Source organism: Modestobacter sp. KNN46-3, assembly GCF_011039295.1.
This window is the reverse complement of sequence record NZ_JAAKGN010000051.1, coordinates 1-17,346: the sequence shown is the minus strand read 5'-3', so window position 1 is coordinate 17,346 and position 17,346 is coordinate 1. Positions and strand designations below refer to the sequence as shown.

Sequence of the window (17,346 nt, the reverse complement as noted above, 5' to 3'; positions counted from 1 at the left end):
CGCCGCGAGCTTGCGAGTGGCGGGGGGCACGGGGGTCCTTCTTCAGTCGGGCAGTGGTGCCGGGGTCGGCTCGGTGTAGGGGATCGAGCCGGCGATGAGCGGGCTCAGCGCGGTGGGGGCGGCGCTGTCGGAGCTGGCCGGCACGCGCACCTGGACCGGGACGTTGCGGTCGACCGTCGTCCACACGTAGACGTCGGGGTCGGTGGTGTCGACGAACCACTCCACGCCGGAGACCACGAGTGTCTGCGGGCCCCCTACCACGTAGCCGGCCGGTGGTTCGGCGCCGCAGACCAGCACGGTCGCCGGGTCGCCCCAGGCGTAGGCGAACGGGCTGTCGGAGTCGACCGGGCGCGACGTCTCCTCGGCCAGGTCGAGCGGCAGCTGGCCCATCAGCGCCGGGCAGGCCAGGTCGGCCTCCGGGGTGATCGGCGGGGTGTCGACGGGCAGCGCCGGCAGGTCGGCGCGCGGCGCCGAGGTCGTGCCGGAGATCTCCGCGACCGCGCCCGGCTCGTCCTCGGCGTCGGTGCCGCGGCCGACCACGTTGACCAGCACCAGCAGGACGACCACCAGTGGCACCAGGACGGCGGTGGCGATCAGCGCCGCCCGCCGCAACGGGTCGGGAGGCGGCGCGGCGGGCTGGTCGGGGGCGGGGGTGCTCAAGCGGCTCAGAGGTTGACGACGGGGCAGGTCAGCGTGCGGGTGATGCCGTCGACGGACTGCACCCGGGCCACCACGAGCCGGCCGAGCTCGTCGACGGTGTTCGCCTCGGCCCGCACGATGACGTCGTAGGGGCCGGTGACGTCCTCGGCCTTGGTCACGCCGGCGATCTCGCTGATGCTCGCGGCGACCGCGGCTGCCTTGCCGACTTCGGTCTGGATCAGGATGTAGGCGTGGACCACGGGTTGACCTTCCTCGGGCAGTGCCTCGACGCCGGCTGGCACGTCGGCAACGGCTGGGGGTGCGACCGGCCTGCCGAGCAGCGGGCCGATCGGCAACGTACCCCAGTCGGGGGGAGTGACCGATGACTCGGCCCCGCCCCCTGGGCCTCCGGCCCGACCCGGACGACAGCGTCGGCGCGATCGGGGAGTTCGCCCTCATCGACCGGGTCGTGGCCCGCTCCGGTGCCGCTGCGGTGGCCGACGTGGGCCCCGGTGACGACGCCGCGGTGCTGCGCACCCCCGACGGTCGGGTGGTGGCCTGCACCGACGTCCTGGTGGAGGGGCGACACTTCCGCCGCGACTGGTCCTCGGCCGAGGACGTCGGGCACAAGGCGGCGGCGGCCAACCTGGCCGACGTCGCCGCCATGGGAGCGGTGCCGACCGCCCTGCTGGTCGGGCTCGCCTGCCCGGCGGACACCCCGGCCGGCTGGCTGGAGGGAGTCGCCGTCGGGATGGCCGCGGAGTGCGCCCCCTTCGGTGCGGCCGTGGTGGGTGGGGACACCTCGGCGAGCGCGCCGGACTCGCAGGCCGTCGTGCTGTCGGTGACGGCGCTGGGCGACCTGGGTGGTCGGGCCCCGGTGCTGCGCAGCGGTGCCCGGCCCGGGGACGTCGTCGCGGTCGCCGGACGGCTGGGCTGGTCGGCCTGCGGGCTGGCCGTGCTGCGCCGGGGCTTCTCCTCGCCGATCGCCGCGGTCCGTGCGCACCGCCGGCCGACCCCGCCCTACGCCGCCGGCCCGGCCGCCGCGGACGCCGGGGCGACCGCGATGTGCGACACCAGTGACGGGCTGCTCGCCGACGCCGGTCACCTGGCCGCCGACAGCGGGGTGCTGATCGAGCTGGACCGGGCCGCACTCCAGCAGGCGTTCGTCGACCCGGCCGGACCGCTCCCGCAGGTCGCGGCGGCGCTGGGCGGTGACCCGATGGCCTGGGTGCTGACCGGCGGTGAGGACCACGCGCTGGTGGCCACCTTCCCGGCCGGGGTGGACCTGCCGGACGGCTGGACGGTCGTCGGCGCGGTGCACGAGCCGGGCGACGCCGGGCCCGGCGTGCAGGTGGACGGGGTGCCCGCGAGCCGGGTGGCCGAGGAACTGGGGGAGGGGGCGGGGCATGTCCACTTCGGCTGAGCTGCGCGCCGTCGGGTACGCCGACCCGGTGGCCCAGCACCTGATCGAGCGGGTGCAGCAGGAGTACGTCGTCCGGTACGGCGGCCGGGACGCCGCGGTGGTGGACCCGGCGGAGTTCTCCCCGCCGCTGGGGCTGTTCCTGGTCGCCGAGGTCGACGGGGTGCCGGCCGGCTGCGGCGGCTGGCGGGCGCACGGGCACGGGGTCGCCGAGCTCAAGCGGATGTACGTCGAGCCCGGCTTCCGGCGCCGCGGGCTGGCCGCGCTGCTGCTGGCCGAGCTGGAGCGCACCGCGGCTGCAGCCGGGCACGAGCGGCTGCTGCTGAACTCCGGTGACCGGCAGCCCGAGGCCCTGGCGCTCTACGACCGGGCGGGGTACCACCCCGTGGCCGGCTACGGCATCTACGCGGACTCGCCCGAGGCGGTCTTCCTCGGCAAGGAGCTGGCCGCCGACCGGCCCGAGCCGGAGGAGGACGCATGGGCGTCGTGACCTTCTCGGCGTCCTTCGGCGCCGGCGGCGCGGAGATCGCCCCGGCCGTCGCCGAGCGGCTCGGCCTGCCCTTCCACGACCGGGTCATCCCGGCGCAGGTGGCGGGTCGGCTCGGGGTGCCGGTGGCCGAGGCCGAGGCCAACGACGAGACCATCACCCGCGGGCTGTGGCGGCTGGTCAGCTCGCTGGGCACGATGCCCGACCCGGTGGGCGGGGTGCTGCCCACCGGGTCGCTGCCCGACGAGCGGGCCTACCGGCAGCAGACCGAGTGGGTGCTGACCGAGATCGCCGCCGGCCCGGGGGGCGTCGTCCTCGGGCGGGCGGGGGCGATGGTGCTGCACGACCGGCCCGACGTCCTGCACGTGCGGTTGGACGGCCCGCCGGAGCGCCGGCTGGCCTCCGCGGTCGAGCACCTGGACCTGCCCGTCGAGGAGGTGCGCCGGGAGCAGGAGGCCTCCGACGCCGCCCGGACGGCGTACGTGCGGCACTTCTACCGCTGCGATCCGGCGGAGGCCCGGCACTACCACCTGGTGGTGGACAGCACGGCGCTGCCGCACGCCACCGTCGTCGACCTGGTGGTGACCGCGGCCCGGGCCCGCGGGATCGGCCGCTGAGCCGACCCGGGACGTGAGAAGACCCCGGAGGTCCTCGGACCTCCGGGGTCTTGTCAACTCAGTCGCGCCTGGTCTGCCGGCCCCCTGCAGGGTCCCGGCCCCGTCCAGCTCACCCCGAGCGTGCGAGGGGTGCGGAGGAGGGGGTGTTCCTTCAGGCCCGAGCGACCTTGCCCGCGCGGATGCACGAGGTGCAGACGTTCATGCGCTGGCGGCCACCGCCGGTCAGCGCGGCGCGGACGGACTGGATGTTCGGGTTCCAACGGCGCGGCGTGCGGCGGTGCGAGTGCGACACCGACATGCCGAAACCGGGGCCCTTGCCACACACATCGCACACGGCAGCCACGGTCGATCACTCCCAGAGAATTGGTCCAGCTGAAGTCAGGTCGCGTGCTCGGCGGAGACCCGGGGCGAGAGCCCAGGGCATGGTCCAGCCACGCACAACTGGAGACCACTGTAGCCGGTGCTCTCGTGCCGTGTCGGACCGCCCCGTCCCCGGGGGCAGAGGCGGCAGCGGGAGGTCCTGGGCGCCGGGTCGTGTCGGTGGGCCCCGGTACCCTCCGGCACGTGCTGGAGGCGCTGGACGAGGCCGCGGTCGGCCGGTGGAGCTCCGCCGTCGTCGACACGCTGACCCGAGCGCGCGGCCGGCTCGACGAGCTGAACGTCTTCCCCGTCCCCGACGGCGACACCGGCACCAACCTGCTGATGACGGCCCAGGCCGGGGACGCGGCGCTGACCAGCGCCGACGGCACCGAGTCCGCGTGGACCGTGCTGGCGCGCGGCGCCGTGCTGGGCGCCCGGGGCAACTCCGGGGTGATCCTGGCGCAGCTGCTGCGCGGCCTCGCCGACGGGCTGGCCGGCGCCCCACGCGTCGACGGGCCGGTGCTCGCCGATGCGCTGGCCGCGGCCGCCGGCGCCGCCTACGCCGCGGTCGCCGATCCGGCGGAGGGCACCTTCCTCACCGTGGCCCGGGCCGGCGCCGACGCGGCCACGGGCTCCGTCGCCGAGGGGCAGACCGCACTGGCCGACGTCGTCCGGGCAGCAGCCGAGGGCGCGCTCACCGCGCTGCGGGCGACCACCGGCCAGCTGGCCGCGCTGCGCGACGCCGGGGTGGTCGACGCCGGGGGTGCCGGCTGGTGTCTGGTGCTCGACGCGCTGGTCGGCACGGTCACCGGCACGACGCCGGCCCGCGCGCCGCTGGACGGGCGGCCCGCCCGCCCTCGCCGGTGGTCGGTGCCGGCCGCCCCCGCGCCGGGGCCGGGCAGCGAGGTGCAGTTCCTGCTCGCCGACTCCGACGACGCGGCCGTCGCCCGGCTGCAGGCCCGGCTGGCCGAGCTGGGCGACTGCCTGGTGGTCGTCGGGGTCGACACCCCGGACGGCCGGGAGTGGAACGTGCACGTCCACGTGAGCGACGTCGGCGCGGCGGTGGAGGCGGGCATCGAGGCAGGTCGGCCGCACCGGATCTCGGTGACCCCGCTGGCGCCGGTGCGGGCGCCGGCCGCCGCCGCAGGGGCGCGCGCCGTCCTCGCCCTGGCCTGTTCCGCCGGGCTCGCCGAGCTCTTCGGCACCGAGGGGGTCACCGTGCTGACCGCGCCGGTCGACGCGGTCGACGAGGACGCCGTCCTGCAGGCGGTGCTGGACACCGGGGCCGAGCAGGTCGTCGTGCTGCCCAACCACTGGGAGGTCACCGCGGTCACCGCCCGCGCCGCCGACCGGGCCCGCGAGGAGGGCCGGGACGTCGTGGTCGTCCCCACCCGGTCGGCCGTGCAGGGCCTCGCGGCGCTCGCCGTCGCCGACCCGGCCCGTCGGTTCGGTGACGACGTCATCGCCATGGCCGAGGCCGCAGCCGCGACCCGGTGGGCAGAGGTGACCGTCGCCGAGCAGGAGGCGCTGACCTCGGCCGGCCGCTGCGCTCCCGGGGACGTGCTGGGCAGCGCGGAGGGCGACGTCGTCGTGATCGGTGCCGACCCGGTGACCGTCGCCCGGGACCTGCTGGACCGGCTGCTGTCGGCGGGCGGGGAGATGGCCACCGTCGTCGTGGGGGAGGAGCCCGCGCTCGGCGATGCGGTGTGTGCCCACCTCTCGGCGGTGCACCCGACGGTCGAGGTCGTCCGGTACCCCGGCGGTGCCGGGGCGGTGCCCCTGCTGATCGGCGTCGAGTAGTGGCCATCTCCATGGACACCCCGCTGACCCGGGTGCTCGGCCCGAAGACGGCGAAGGTCATGGCCGAGCAGCTGGCCCTGCACACGGTGCGCGACCTGCTGCGGCACTACCCCCGCCGCTACGCCCGGCGCGGGGAGATGACCCGGCTCGACGGCCTGGAGGTCGGCGACCGGGTGACCGTGCTGGCCCAGGTGAAGAGCGTGAGCACCCGGCGGATGCAGCAGCGCCGCGGGACGCTCACCGAGGTGACCGTCGGCGACGGCGCGGGCAGCATGCGGCTGGTCTTCTTCAACAACCGGCACGCGCACCTCGACGTCGGCGAGTGGGGGCTGTTCGCCGGCACCGTGGGGCTGTGGCGGGGCGACAAGCAGTTCACCCACCCCGACTGCCACATCATCACCGGAGACGACGACGACTGGGCGCGGGCGATGGTGCCCCTCTACCCGGCGAGCAAGGACGTCTCGAGCTGGGTGGTCCAGAAGTCGGTCAAGCTGCTGATGGACGACGCCCGCTCGCTGGAGCAGCTCCTCGACGACCCGATCCCGGCATCCGTCCGCGAGCGGCACGGCCTGGTCGACCTGGCCACGGCGCTGCGGCAGAAGCACCGGCCGGAGAGCCAGGAGCAGGTCGACGAGGCCGACGAGCGGCTCAAGTGGGACGAGGCGCTCGTCCTGCAGGCGACGCTGGCCGCCCGCCGCCGGGCCGCCGCACTCGAGCCGGGGATCGCCCGGCCACCGCGCAGCGGTGGGCTGCTGGACGCGGTCGACGCCGCCCTGCCGTTCTCGCTGACCGACGGCCAGCGCGAGGTCGGCGAGGAGCTGGCCGCCGAGCTGGCCCGCGAGCAGCCGATGAACCGGCTGCTGCAGGGCGAGGTCGGGTCGGGCAAGACGGTGGTCGCGCTGCGGGCGATGGCGCAGGTCGTCGACGCCGGTGGGCAGACCGCGCTGCTCGCCCCCACCGAGGTGCTCGCCGCCCAGCACGCCCGCAGCCTGGCGGCGATCCTGGGCCCGCTGGGGCGTGCCGGGGAGCTCGACGGGGACCCGACCGGCACCCGGGTGGTGCTGCTCACCGGTTCGCAGAAGGCCGCCGTCCGCCGGGAGGCGCGGGCCGCGGTCGCCGACGGCAGCGCCGGCATCGTCGTGGGCACCCACGCACTGCTGCAGGAGGGCGTCGAGTTCGCCGACCTGGGGCTGGTCGTCGTCGACGAGCAGCACCGGTTCGGGGTGGAGCAGCGGGACGCGCTGCGCGCCAAGGGCACGAAGCCGCCGCACGTGCTGGTGATGACCGCCACCCCGATCCCGCGCACCGTGGCGATGACCGTCTACGGCGACCTGGAGACCTCCACGCTGCGTCAGCTCCCGGCCGGCCGTGGCGGGGTGTCCAGCTCGGTCGTCCCGCTGGGGGAGAAGCCGGCCTGGCTGGACCGCGCCTGGGCGCGGGTCCGCGAGGAGGTGGCGGCCGGCCGGCAGGTCTACGTCGTGTGCCCCCGGATCGGCGACCTCGAGGACGGCGGCAAGGGCGACGACGGGCCGGACGACGCGGACGGCGCGCCGCCACCGGAGGAGAAGGGTGGGACCAGCGACAAGCGCCCGCCGCTCGCGGTGCTCGACGTCGCCGAGGGGCTGCGCGCCGGCCCGCTGTCGTCGCTGCGGGTGGAGGTGCTGCACGGCCGGATGCCACCGGAGGAGAAGGAGGCCCGGATGCGCGCCTTCGCCGCCGCAGAGGTCGATGTCCTGGTCGCCACCACCGTGGTCGAGGTCGGGGTCGACGTGCCCAACGCCACGGTCATGGTGGTGATGGACGCCGACCGGTTCGGCGTCAGCCAGCTGCACCAGCTGCGCGGCCGGGTGGCCCGCGGGAAGCACGCCGGGCTGTGCCTGCTGGTCACCGAGGCACCCAGCACCTCACCGACCGGGCAGCGGCTGGCCGCGGTCGCCTCCACCACCGACGGCTTCGCCCTCGCCCGGCTCGATCTGGAGACCCGCCGGGAGGGCGACGTCCTCGGCGCGGCCCAGTCCGGCCGTCGCTCGAACGTGAAGCTGCTGTCCCTGCTGCACGACGAGGCGCTCATCGCCGAGGCCAGGGTGGAGGCCACGGCGCTGGTCGAGCAGGGCCGCGGCCTCGCCGACCACCCCGAGCTGGCCGCCGCCGTCGCCGCCCTGGCCCTGGACGAGCGCGCCACCTACCTGGAGAAGGCGTGAAGGACCCCCTGCCCCCCACCACTCGCGAGCTCGTGGCGGGCCCCTGCAGGGGGCCGAGGGCATGACGCGGCTGATCGCAGGGGTCGCGGGTGGCCGCCGGCTCAAGGTCCCCCGCACCGGGGTCAGGCCCACCGGCGACCGCGCCCGGGAGGGCCTGTTCAACTCCCTCGGGTCGCTGCTGGACGTCGAGGGCGCCCGGGTGCTCGACCTCTACGCGGGCTCCGGTGCGCTCGGGCTGGAGGCGCTGTCGCGTGGGGCGGCGGAGGCGGTCTTCGTCGAGTCCGGGGGCGGGGTGCTGCCGGTGCTGCGCGCCAACATCGCCGCCGTGGGTCTGCCCGGTGCCGTGGTGCTGCCCGGCAGCGTGCCGACGGTCGTCGGGGGTCAGCCCCCGGCCGCCTTCGACCTGGTGTTCGCCGACCCGCCCTACTCCACCCCCGACGAGGAGGTGCTGGGCGTGCTCGGTTCGCTGGTCGACGGGGGTTGGCTGGCCCCGGACGCCGTCGTCGTGGTGGAGCGGTCCAGTCGCGACCACCCCTTCGTGTGGCCGACACCCTTCGACGGACTGCGTGATCGGCGGTACGGAGAGGCGGTGCTCCGGTACGGTCGCTTGTCGTGAGGCGAGCGGTCTGTCCCGGTTCGTTCGACCCGGTCACCAACGGCCATGTCGACGTGATCGCGCGCGCCTCCGGCCTGTACGACGAGCTGGTCGTCGCGGTGCTGGTCAACCCGGGCAAGGCGGGCCTGTTCGACGTCGACGAGCGGATGTCGCTGCTGCGCGAGGCGGTCGTCGACCTGCCCAACGTCACGGTCGACAGCTTCGAGGGCCTGCTCGTCGACTACTGCCTGGCCAACCAGATCCCGGTCATCGTCAAGGGCCTGCGGGCCGTCGGTGACTTCGAGTACGAGCTGCAGATGGCCCAGATGAACCGTGAGCTCGCCGCGGTCGAGACGCTGTTCGTGCCCACCGCACCGCAGGTCGGACACCTGTCCTCCAGCCTGGTCAAGCAGATCGCCCGCTTCGGCGGCGACGTGTCGTCCCTGGTCCCCAAGGCGGTCAACGACCGGCTGGTGGCGCAGACGAAGGGAAGGCAGTCGTGACGGAGGTCGTGTACCGGCTCTACGAGACCGTCGACGAGTTGACGACGGTCATCGAGAACGCCCGCAGCGTGCCGATGTCCAGCTCCTGCATGGTGCCGCGCGACCACCTGCTCGACCTGCTCGACGACCTCCGGGAGAACCTCCCCGAGGAGGTCCAGCAGGCCGGGGCGATCGTCGAGCAGCGCGCCGAGATCCTGCAGCAGGCCCAGGCCGAGGCCGAGCGGCTCACCGGCCGCACCCGCAGCGAGAGCGAGCAGGTCGTCGTGGCCGCCCGCCGGCAGCGGGAGGAGCTGGTCGGCACCGCCCGTCGGCAGCGGGACGAGATCCTCACCCAGGCGCAGGCCCAGGCCGACGAGCTGCTCGCCAGCGCGGAGGAGGAGGCCGAGGAGCTGCTCGCCGAGGGCCGCCGGCTGCGCGACCAGCTGGTCCGGGACGGGCAGGAGCAGCGCGCCGAGCTGATCGCCGCCGGCCAGGCCGAGCACGAGCGACTGCTCACCGAGACCGAGGTGTACCGCACCGCGGTCGACCGGGCCGACGAGCTCGGTGCCCAGACCGTGGCCGAGGTGGCCCGGATGCGGGCCGAGGTCGACGACTACGTCGACAGCCGGCTGGCCGACTTCGGGAACACCCTGGCGCACATGGCGCGTTCGGTGGAGAAGGCCCGGGACAACCTCCGCAGCCCGTGACCGTTCCGCCCACCCCCTAACCGGGAAGGGCGGACCGGGGGATCGGGTAGGCTGGACGTCTGTCCGGCTGCTGCCGTCCCGCGTGCCCGTCCGGCGTGGGCCCCGCGCCGGCGCCCCCACCATCGACGACGACGAGTACCGACATGCCTCCTTCCTCTGCGCGCTCCACGGGGCCGTCCTCCGACGCTGCGTCCACCGACGTCCGGCGTCCGGTCGGCGACCCCGTCGACAAGCCGCTCCCCACGCCGGCCGAGAAGGCCGCCGAGAAGGCCTGGAGGATCGACCTCCGGGAGCTCGGCCGCCGCGCCGGCTCGATGCGCGAGTGGGAGAAGACCCTCCCGGCCCTGAGCGGCTGGGGTGTGGAGATGATCGGCGTCCCCCAGGGCGCGCCGGTCGAGCTCCGCCTGCGCCTGGAGTCGGTGATGGAGGGCGTCCTGGTCAGCGGCCGGGTCGAGCTTCCGGTCACCGGCCAGTGCGCCCGCTGCCTCGAGCCGGTCGAGGACACCCTGACGCTCGACGTCCAGGAGCTGTACGCCTACGCGGGCAGCACCACCGAGGCCACCAGCGGCGAGGACGAGGTGCGCCGCATCGACGGCGACCGGCTCGACCTCGCTCCGCTGGTCCGTGACACCGTCGTCCTCACCCTGCCGTTGTCGCCCACCTGCCGGCCCGACTGCGCGGGCCTGTGCGTCGAGTGCGGCGAGCGGCTCGACGACCTCCCTGCCGACCACTCCCACGAGGTGCTCGACCCCCGGTGGGCAGGGCTCGCAGCCCGGTTCACCGAGACGGCCGACAGTGCCGACCCGACCGACAGCGCGGCCGGACCCCAGCCGGGGTCCACCCACCGCACCGACCCAGAGGAGAACTGACCGTGGCCGTTCCGAAGAGGAAGATGTCCCGGAGCAACACCCGTGCTCGCCGGTCGCAGTGGAAGGCCACGGCCCCCACGCTGGCGCCCTGCCCCAACGCGGCATGCCGTGAGCTCAAGCCGCCGCACCAGGCGTGCCCCACCTGCGGCCAGCACGACGGTCGCCAGGTCCTCTCGGTCTGACCTGCGCAGCTCCAGCGTGGCGCAGTCGACCAGCGCACCGGCGTCCTCGGTGCCGGGCTCCCTCCCCGGGGAGCCCGGGGCCCAGGACGCCGGTGTCCGTGCGCCCGCGGGTGGTGCCGCACACGCCGAACGGGCGGCCCGTTGGCTGCTCGACGCGCTGGGCCTGGAGCTCTCCGGTGACCTGCTCGCGCTGGCCCTGACCCACCGGTCCTACGCCTACGAGAACGGTGGGCTGCCGACCAACGAACGCCTGGAGTTCCTCGGCGACTCGGTGCTCGGCCTGGTGGTCACCGACGAGCTGTACCGCAGCCACCCCGACCTGCCCGAGGGGCAGCTGGCGAAGCTGCGTGCCTCGGTGGTCAACATGACCTCGCTGGCCCGCGTCTCCCGGTCCCTCGGCGAGGGGGGCATCGGGCCGCATCTGCTGCTGGGCCGGGGTGAACAGGCCACCGGCGGCCGGGAGAAGGACTCGATCCTCGCCGACGCGCTCGAGGCGTTGATCGGTGCCGTCCACCTCGGTCAGGGGCTTGACTCCGCGGCGGCGGTCGTGCACCGGCTGTTCGACCCGTTGCTGGCCGAGTCGGCCACCCGTGGCGCGGGCCTGGACTGGAAGACCAGCCTCCAGGAGCTCGGCGCGTCCCGGGGGTTGGGCGCACCGGTCTACGAGGTGGAGGACGACGGTCCCGACCACGCCAAGACCTTCACCGCCGCCGTGCTGCTGGCCGGTGAGGTGCGCGGATCGGGGGCCGGCAAGACGAAGAAGGCCGCCGAGCAGGAGGCCGCCGAGACGGCCTGGCGCGCCCTGTCGGCCGACGGCGGACCGACGCGGGACTGAGCCGTGCCGGAGCTGCCTGAGGTCGAGGTCGTCCGCCGGGGCCTGGAACGCTGGGTCGCCGGCCGGACGATCCGTCAGGTCGAGGTGCACCACCCCCGCGCGGTGCGCCGGCACCTGGAGGGCGCCGAGCACTTCGTCGCCGCGCTCACCGGCCGGACGCTCACCGCCGCACACCGTCGCGGCAAGTACCTCTGGCTGCCGCTGGCCGAGCCGGACGGCGCACCGTCCGGGCGGGCCCTCGTCGCCCACCTGGGCATGAGCGGGCAGCTGCTGGTGGAGAAGCCCGCCGAGCCCGACGAGGTGCACCTGCGGGCCCGGTTCCGGTTCACCGACGGCGGTCGTGAACTGCGCTTCGTCGACCAGCGGACCTTCGGTGGGCTGGCGGTCGAGGAGGCCCCGGGTGACGGGCTCCCGGCGCGGCTGGCGCACATCGCCACCGACCCCCTGGACCCCGGGTTCGACGTCGACGCCTTCAGCGCCGCCCTCCGCCGCCGGCACACCGAGGTCAAGCGGGCGCTGCTGGACCAGACGCTGATCGGCGGGGTGGGCAACATCTACGCCGACGAGTCGCTGTGGCGGGCCCGGTTGCACGGCGCCCGGTCCACCGACAAGCTCACCCGCGCCCAGGTGAGCGACCTGCTGGAGGGGGTGCGCGACGTGCTCGGCGAGAGCCTGGCGCAGGGCGGTACCTCCTTCGACTCGCTCTACGTCGACGTCAACGGGCAGAGCGGGTACTTCTCCCGCCACCTGGCCGTGTACGGCCAGGTGGACCGCCCGTGTCCACGGTGTGGCACGCCGATCCGCCGGGAGTCGTTCATGAACCGGTCCAGCTACAGCTGCCCGCAGTGCCAGCCCCGTCCGCGCGCCCGCTCGGTCCGATGAGCACGCCGCGGCGGGTGGTCGCGCTGGTCGACGGGCAGGTGCAGGGCGTCGGCTACCGGTGGTTCGTGCGCCAAACGGCGAGCGCGCGCGGGCTGACCGGGTCCGCGACGAACCTGCCCGACGGCCGGGTGGAGGTCGTCCTCGAGGGGCCGGACGACGACGTGCGGGTCGTGCTCGCCGAGCTCTCCGGGCCGCGTGCCCCGGGTTCGGTGACCGCGGTGGAGCACCGGGACGAGGACGTGCACGGGGTGCCGGACTTCACCGTGAGGTGACGAAGGCGACATCTCCCCGACACGGTGACGACCCCGCGCTGCCGTTGACCCAGGTCGTGGCTGGTGTCACCCTGAGGATGCCAGCCCGCGCAGACCGCCCTCCGGCGGTGCGACGGGACATCCCTCCTGCAGTGAAAGGCCGCTGAGCCATGGCCAAGGCCCTGTTCGGTTCCGTCGTCGCTCCGCACGAGCTTCGAGCAGCCGAGGAGAACGCCGCCCTCCGGGCGCAGGTGCGCCGGCTCGAGGCGCAGCTCGCCGCCCTCCGCGAGGAGCGGGACGCGGCGATCGCCCGCGAGCTGCTCACCATGGCCCACGAGTCGGCCGACCCCGTCCTCGCTTAGACCACCTCCGTCCCACCCACCTCTCCCGTGCACACCGGGAGGGGTGATCGGCGTGCCGTGGGTGAGGATGGGGCTGCCCTGCGCTGAGCAGGAACGTCGTACCTCCCCGGGAGTCTCTCCACCGTGCACCTGTCCAGCCTGACGCTCAAGGGCTTCAAGTCCTTCGCGTCGCCGACGACGCTGCGCCTGGAACGGGGCATCACCGCCGTCGTCGGGCCCAACGGCTCGGGCAAGTCCAACGTCGTCGACGCCATCGCCTGGGTGCTCGGTGAGCAGGGCGCCAAGAGCCTGCGTGGCGGCAAGATGGAGGACGTCATCTTCGCCGGCACCGCCGGCCGGCCGGCGCTGGGCCGCGCCGAGGTGACGCTCACGATCGACAACTCCGACGGCGCCCTGCCGATCGACTACACCGAGGTCTCGATCACCCGCCGCATGTACCGCTCCGGGGAGAGCGAGTACGAGATCAACGGCGACAAGGTGCGGCTGCTCGACGTCCAGGAGCTGCTCAGCGACTCCGGCATCGGCCGGGAGATGCACGTCATCGTCGGCCAGGGGCAGCTGGACGCCGTGCTGTCCGGTCGCCCGGAGGACCGGCGGGCCTTCGTCGAGGAGGCCGCCGGCGTCCTGAAGCACCGCAAGCGCAAGGAGAAGGCGCTCCGCAAGCTCGACGCGATGCAGGCCAACCTCGACCGCCTCGGCGACCTCACCGCCGAGCTGCGCCGGCAGCTGAAGCCGCTGGGCCGGCAGGCGGAGGTCGCCCGGCGCGCCGCCGGGGTCCAGGCCGACCTGCGCGACGCCCGGTTGCGGCTGCTCGCCGACGACCTGGTCGACCTGCGCGACGCGCTGGACGCCGACATCGCCGACGAGACCGCGGCCCGCGCCCGGCGGGCCACCGTCGAGGCGGCGCTGGGCGAGGCCGCCGGCAGCGAGTCGGCGCTGGAACGGCAGCTCGCCGCCGACGCCCCGGTGCTGGCCGCCGCCCAGGACAGCTGGTTCCGGCTGTCCACGCTCGCCGAGCGGTTCCGCAGCGTCGCCCAGCTCGCCGCCGAGCGGCACCGCCACCTCGCTGCGGTCCCCGCCGCCGCCCCCGGTGGCCGGGACCCTGACCAGCTGGACGCCGAGGCGGACCGGGTCGACGCCACCGAGCGTGAGCTGGCCGCCTCCCTGGCGGCCGAGCGGGCCCGGCTGGACACCGCCGTGGCCGTCCGCGGTGAGGTCGAGACGGCGCTGGCCGAGGCCGAGCGTGCGCTGGTCGCCGCCGCCCGGGCACTGGCCGACCGGCGGGAGCAGCTGGCCCGCCTCTCCGGGCAGGTGGCCGCGGGGCGGTCCCGCGCCGCGGCCGGGGAGGCCGAGATCGAGCGGCTGGCCGCTGCCGCGACCGAGGCCGCCGACCGGGCCGAGGTCGCCACCGACCGGCTGACCGCCCGGCGCGACGAACTGAGCGCCGACGCCGGCGGGGACGAGGGGCTGGCCGCCGCGCACGCCGCCGCCGTCACCGCGCACGCCGAGGCCGCCCGAACGGTCACCGAGCTCGCCGCGGCCGAGCGCGCCGCCGAGCGTGACCGGGCCGGCTGGCAGGCGCGCCGGGACGCCCTCGCCCTCGGTCTGGCACCGGCCGACGGCGCCGCCGCGGTGCTCGCCGCCGCCCTGCCCGGGGTGCTGGGCCCGGTGCCCGACCGGCTGAGCGTCCAGGCCGGGGCCGAGGTCGCGCTGGCCGCCGCCCTCGGTGGGCTGGCCGATGCCGTCGTGGTCGCCGGGGTGGAGCAGGCGGCCGCGGTGCTCACCCACCTGGCCCGCAGCGACGGGGGTCGCGCGGGCCTGCTGGTCACCGGTGGCCTCCCGGCGGTCTCCCGGGACGGCTGGCCCGAGCTGCCCGCCGGCGCCCGCTGGGCCCTCGACCTGGTCGATGCCCCTGCGGAGCTCGCGCCGGCGCTGGCCCGGGCGCTGGAGCGGGTCGCCGTCGTCCCCGACCTGCCGGCCGCCGTCTCCCTCGTGCGCACCCACCCCCGCGTCCGGGCGGTCACCGACACCGGTGACCTGCTGGGCGCTGACTGGTCGGTGGGCGGCCAGGCCAACGCGCCCTCGGGGCTGGAGGTGCGCGCACGGGTCGACGAGGCCGCCGCCGAGCTCGACCGGGCGGCCGCGCACGCCGTCCGGCTGGCCGACGAGCTGGCCCGGGCCCGCGAGGCCGCCACCGCCCGCTCGGCCGACGTCGACGCCGCGCTCACCGCCCGGCAGGCCGGCGACCGGGCCCGCTCCGCGGCCGCCGCAGAGCTCGCCGAGCTCGGTGCCGCGGCGCGCTCCGCCGTGGCCGAGGCCGAGCGGCTGGACGCCGCCCGGGTGCGCGCCGAGCAGGCGCGCGAGCAGGCCGTGGCCGGGCTGGTCGAGCTGGAGGAGCGGCTGGCCGCGGCCGAGGCCGCGCCGATGGAGGAGGAACCCGCCACCGACGAGCGCGACCGGCTGCGCGCCGAGGCGACCGCTGCCCGGCAGGCCGAGACCGAGGCCCGGCTGGCCGTGCGCACGGCCGAGGAGCGGGCCCGGTCGCTGGCCGGCCGGGCGGAGTCGCTGCGCCGGCAGGCCCGGCAGGAGCGGGCCGCGCGCGAGCGGGCCGCCGCCGCCCGGGTCGCCCGTGCGCGGGGCGCCCGGGTGGCCGCGGAGGTGCGGGCCGGCGCCGAGGACGCGCTCACCCACCTCGCGACGTCACTCGCCCGCGCGGCCGCCGAACGTGATGCCCTGGCCGAGGCGCGCACCGGGCGGGAGGCCGAGCTGCTGGTGGTCCGGGCCCGGGTGCGCGAGCACACCGCGGAGCTCGACCGGCTCACCGACGAGGTGCACCGCGACGAGGTGGCCCGCGCCGAGCAGCGGCTGCGGATCGAGGCGCTGGAGGCCCGGGCAGCCGAGGAGTACGGCGTCGACCTGCCGACCCTGCTCGCCGAGTACGGGCCGGCCGCACCGGTGGCCCCGACCCAGGCGCAGCTCGCCGCAGCCGAGGCGGCGGGGGAGCTCGAGCCCCAGCCGGTGCCCTACGACCGCAGCGCGCAGGAGCGCCGGGCGGCGCGGGCCGAGCGGGACCTCGCCGCGCTGGGCAAGGTCAACCCGTTGGCGCTGGAGGAGTTCGCGGCCCTGGAGGAGCGGCACACCTTCCTGGCCACCCAGCTGGAGGACCTCAAGGCCACCCGCCGTGACCTGCTCACCGTGGTCCGCGAGGTCGACGCCCGCATCCACCAGGTGTTCGCCGAGGCCTTCGCCGACACCCAGCGGGAGTTCGAGCAGGTCTTCGCCACGCTGTTCCCCGGCGGCGAGGGGCGGATCTTCCTCACCGACCCGGAGGATCTGCTGACCACCGGCGTGGAGGTGGAGGCCAGGCCGCCGGGCAAGAAGGTGAAGCGGCTGTCCCTGCTGTCCGGCGGCGAGCGGTCGCTGACCGCCGTGGCGCTGCTCGTCGCCATCTTCCGCGCCCGGCCCTCGCCGTTCTACGTGCTGGACGAGGTCGAGGCGGCGCTGGACGACGTCAACCTCGGCCGGCTGCTCACCCTGATCGAGCAGCTCCGGGACACCTCGCAGCTGATCGTGATCACCCACCAGAAGCGGACCATGGAGATCGCCGACGCCCTCTACGGCGTGAGCATGCGCGGCGACGGCATCACCGGGGTGATCAGCCAGCGGCTGCGCGAGCTGCAGGCCTCCTGATCAGCCGGTCACCGGCACGTCCAGCTCGACCAGCAGGGGGTGGTGGTCCGACGCCCCGGCGCCGTCCAGCACCCGGGCGCCGGTCACCGTCACGCCCGCCGACACCCAGACCTGGTCGATCCGCACCCGCGGACGGCGGGCCGGGTGGGTCAGGCCCTGGTGGGCGTGCAGCGAGAACCGCCCGGCCTGGTCGCTGCGCTCGGCCGCCAGCTCCCACGCGTCGCGGAGGTGCTCGCGCAGCGCCGCCAGCTCCGGGGCGGTGGCGTCGGCGTTCAGGTCGCCGACCAGCACGGCCGCCGTCCCCGGGTCGGCGTGCAGCCCGGCGACCGCGGCGGCCTGCACGGCGCGGTCGTCCGCCGACCGGCTGGACAGGTGCGTGGTGGTCACCCACAGCGCCCCGCCGGCCAGCTGCACCTGCGCGCGCAGCGCACTGCGCGGCTCCCCCTGCCCGGGCAGCCGGTGCAGTTCGGAGCCCAGCAGCGGCAGCCGGGACAGCAGCGCGTTGCCGTACTGCCGACGGTCGCTGCTGCTGCCCGGCTCGTCGATCGAGGGGCCCCACGCCAGCTCCATGTCCAGCGCGCGGGACAGCAGGAGTGCCTGGTCGACGTGCTCGCTGCGGTCGCCGAAGTGCCGATCGACCTCCTGCAGGCAGACGACGTCGGCGTCCGCGGCCGCCAGCACCTGGGCGAGCCGGGGCAGGTCGTGCCGCCCGTCACCGCCCACCCCGTGGTGGACGTTGAAGCTGACCAGCCGGATCGCGGTCATGACAGCCGGGTGTCCAGCACCTGGGTGAAGTGCTCGGTGCCGTCGTCGTCGCGCCTGGTCGCCCAGAGCAGGAACCGGGCGTCCCGGCCCTCCAGCACCAGCTCGCCCAGCTCGTTGCCGAAGAACGGCCCGGCCTGCTTCCGCCACTGCAGCGGGCTGCCCTCCACCCGGGCCAGCGCGCGCAGCCCGCCGGTCAGCGCCC

At 75.7% G+C, this 17,346-nt stretch carries 19 protein-coding genes and 1 pseudogene; 15 read left to right on the top strand and 5 right to left on the bottom strand.

The features are described from left to right. Window positions 1–42 precede the first annotated feature (42 nt). The gene (locus G5C62_RS12770) at window positions 43–660 is read right to left on the bottom strand and encodes a DUF3515 family protein (protein WP_231558505.1); all 618 of its coding nucleotides are present in this window, start codon (window positions 658–660) and stop codon (window positions 43–45) included. Between the two features lie 5 nt (window positions 661–665). Continuing rightward, the gene (locus tag G5C62_RS12765) at window positions 666–899 is read right to left on the bottom strand and encodes an Lrp/AsnC ligand binding domain-containing protein (RefSeq protein ID WP_014742398.1); all 234 of its coding nucleotides are present in this window, start codon (window positions 897–899) and stop codon (window positions 666–668) included. A 122-nt stretch (window positions 900–1,021) separates the two neighbouring features. On the opposite strand from G5C62_RS12765, the gene G5C62_RS12760 reads away from it, so the two are divergent. Genes G5C62_RS12760 through G5C62_RS12750 form a run of 3 tightly spaced genes read left to right on the top strand, consistent with a single transcriptional unit; the run spans window position 1,022 to window position 3,163 of the window. Then, window positions 1,022–2,062 (top strand): thiamine-phosphate kinase, encoded by a 1,041-nt coding sequence (locus tag G5C62_RS12760; RefSeq protein WP_052091585.1) that lies wholly within the window; start codon window positions 1,022–1,024, stop codon window positions 2,060–2,062. Next, window positions 2,046–2,549 (top strand): GNAT family N-acetyltransferase, encoded by a 504-nt coding sequence (locus tag G5C62_RS12755; protein WP_036339969.1) that lies wholly within the window; start codon window positions 2,046–2,048, stop codon window positions 2,547–2,549. Before G5C62_RS12760 ends, G5C62_RS12755 begins: the two co-directional genes overlap by 17 nt. Further along, entirely contained in the window at window positions 2,537–3,163 is a 627-nt protein-coding gene (locus tag G5C62_RS12750) for an AAA family ATPase (RefSeq protein ID WP_036339966.1), read from the top strand. The genes G5C62_RS12755 and G5C62_RS12750 overlap by 13 nt, the downstream gene beginning before the upstream one ends. 151 nt (window positions 3,164–3,314) lie before the next feature. Here G5C62_RS12750 and rpmB read toward each other — a convergent pair whose 3' ends face one another. Then, window positions 3,315–3,506 (bottom strand): 50S ribosomal protein L28, encoded by a 192-nt coding sequence (rpmB, locus tag G5C62_RS12745; RefSeq protein ID WP_036339964.1) that lies wholly within the window; start codon window positions 3,504–3,506, stop codon window positions 3,315–3,317. 221 nt (window positions 3,507–3,727) lie between these two features. On the opposite strand from rpmB, the gene G5C62_RS12740 reads away from it, so the two are divergent. From G5C62_RS12740 to smc, 12 genes are all read left to right on the top strand, one after another. After that, window positions 3,728–5,323 carry a DAK2 domain-containing protein gene (locus G5C62_RS12740; protein WP_164701290.1) on the top strand — a complete coding sequence of 532 codons (1,596 nt, stop codon included), beginning with the start codon at window positions 3,728–3,730 and terminating at the stop codon, window positions 5,321–5,323. Between the two features lie 11 nt (window positions 5,324–5,334). Continuing rightward, window positions 5,335–7,524, top strand: a complete 2,190-nt coding sequence (gene recG, locus G5C62_RS12735) for an ATP-dependent DNA helicase RecG (protein WP_164701289.1) — start codon at window positions 5,335–5,337, stop codon at window positions 7,522–7,524. A gap of 61 nt (window positions 7,525–7,585) precedes the next feature. Beyond that, the gene (gene rsmD / locus G5C62_RS12730; protein WP_164701288.1) at window positions 7,586–8,140 is read left to right on the top strand and encodes a 16S rRNA (guanine(966)-N(2))-methyltransferase RsmD; all 555 of its coding nucleotides are present in this window, start codon (window positions 7,586–7,588) and stop codon (window positions 8,138–8,140) included. Next, the gene (gene coaD / locus G5C62_RS12725) at window positions 8,137–8,622 is read left to right on the top strand and encodes a pantetheine-phosphate adenylyltransferase (RefSeq protein ID WP_036339958.1); all 486 of its coding nucleotides are present in this window, start codon (window positions 8,137–8,139) and stop codon (window positions 8,620–8,622) included. Before rsmD ends, coaD begins: the two co-directional genes overlap by 4 nt. Further along, a complete protein-coding gene (locus tag G5C62_RS12720) occupies window positions 8,619–9,308 on the top strand; it encodes a hypothetical protein (protein ID WP_036339956.1) in 690 nt (229 codons plus the stop codon). Before coaD ends, G5C62_RS12720 begins: the two co-directional genes overlap by 4 nt. A 143-nt stretch (window positions 9,309–9,451) precedes the next feature. Beyond that, on the top strand, window positions 9,452–10,177 hold the full coding sequence (locus G5C62_RS12715; RefSeq protein WP_164701287.1) for a DUF177 domain-containing protein: 726 nt from the start codon (window positions 9,452–9,454) through the stop codon (window positions 10,175–10,177). A gap of 2 nt (window positions 10,178–10,179) precedes the next feature. Beyond that, window positions 10,180–10,359 carry a 50S ribosomal protein L32 gene (gene rpmF, locus G5C62_RS12710; protein ID WP_081975594.1) on the top strand — a complete coding sequence of 60 codons (180 nt, stop codon included), beginning with the start codon at window positions 10,180–10,182 and terminating at the stop codon, window positions 10,357–10,359. A 16-nt stretch (window positions 10,360–10,375) separates the two neighbouring features. After that, the gene (rnc, locus tag G5C62_RS12705) at window positions 10,376–11,194 is read left to right on the top strand and encodes a ribonuclease III (RefSeq protein ID WP_231558504.1); all 819 of its coding nucleotides are present in this window, start codon (window positions 10,376–10,378) and stop codon (window positions 11,192–11,194) included. Window positions 11,195–11,197: 3 nt separating this feature from the next. Beyond that, window positions 11,198–12,076, top strand: coding sequence for a bifunctional DNA-formamidopyrimidine glycosylase/DNA-(apurinic or apyrimidinic site) lyase (mutM, locus tag G5C62_RS12700; protein WP_036339954.1), 879 nt, complete (start codon window positions 11,198–11,200; stop codon window positions 12,074–12,076). After that, a complete protein-coding gene (locus G5C62_RS12695; RefSeq protein ID WP_036340434.1) occupies window positions 12,073–12,348 on the top strand; it encodes an acylphosphatase in 276 nt (91 codons plus the stop codon). The genes mutM and G5C62_RS12695 overlap by 4 nt, the downstream gene beginning before the upstream one ends. Window positions 12,349–12,497: 149 nt before the next feature. Continuing rightward, complete coding sequence (locus tag G5C62_RS12690; RefSeq protein WP_164701286.1) at window positions 12,498–12,689, top strand: hypothetical protein; 192 nt, start codon at window positions 12,498–12,500, stop codon at window positions 12,687–12,689. Window positions 12,690–12,812: 123 nt separating this feature from the next. After that, window positions 12,813–16,379, top strand: coding sequence for a chromosome segregation protein SMC (smc, locus tag G5C62_RS12685; protein ID WP_164701285.1), 3,567 nt, complete (start codon window positions 12,813–12,815; stop codon window positions 16,377–16,379). On the opposite strand, the gene G5C62_RS12680 is transcribed toward smc, so the two are convergent. Continuing rightward, entirely contained in the window at window positions 16,380–17,144 is a 765-nt protein-coding gene (locus G5C62_RS12680; protein WP_036339772.1) for an endonuclease/exonuclease/phosphatase family protein, read from the bottom strand. After that, window positions 17,141–17,346, bottom strand: a pseudogene (locus tag G5C62_RS12675) (alkaline phosphatase family protein); the annotation flags it as partial. The pseudogene G5C62_RS12675 and the gene G5C62_RS12680, both read right to left, overlap by 4 nt.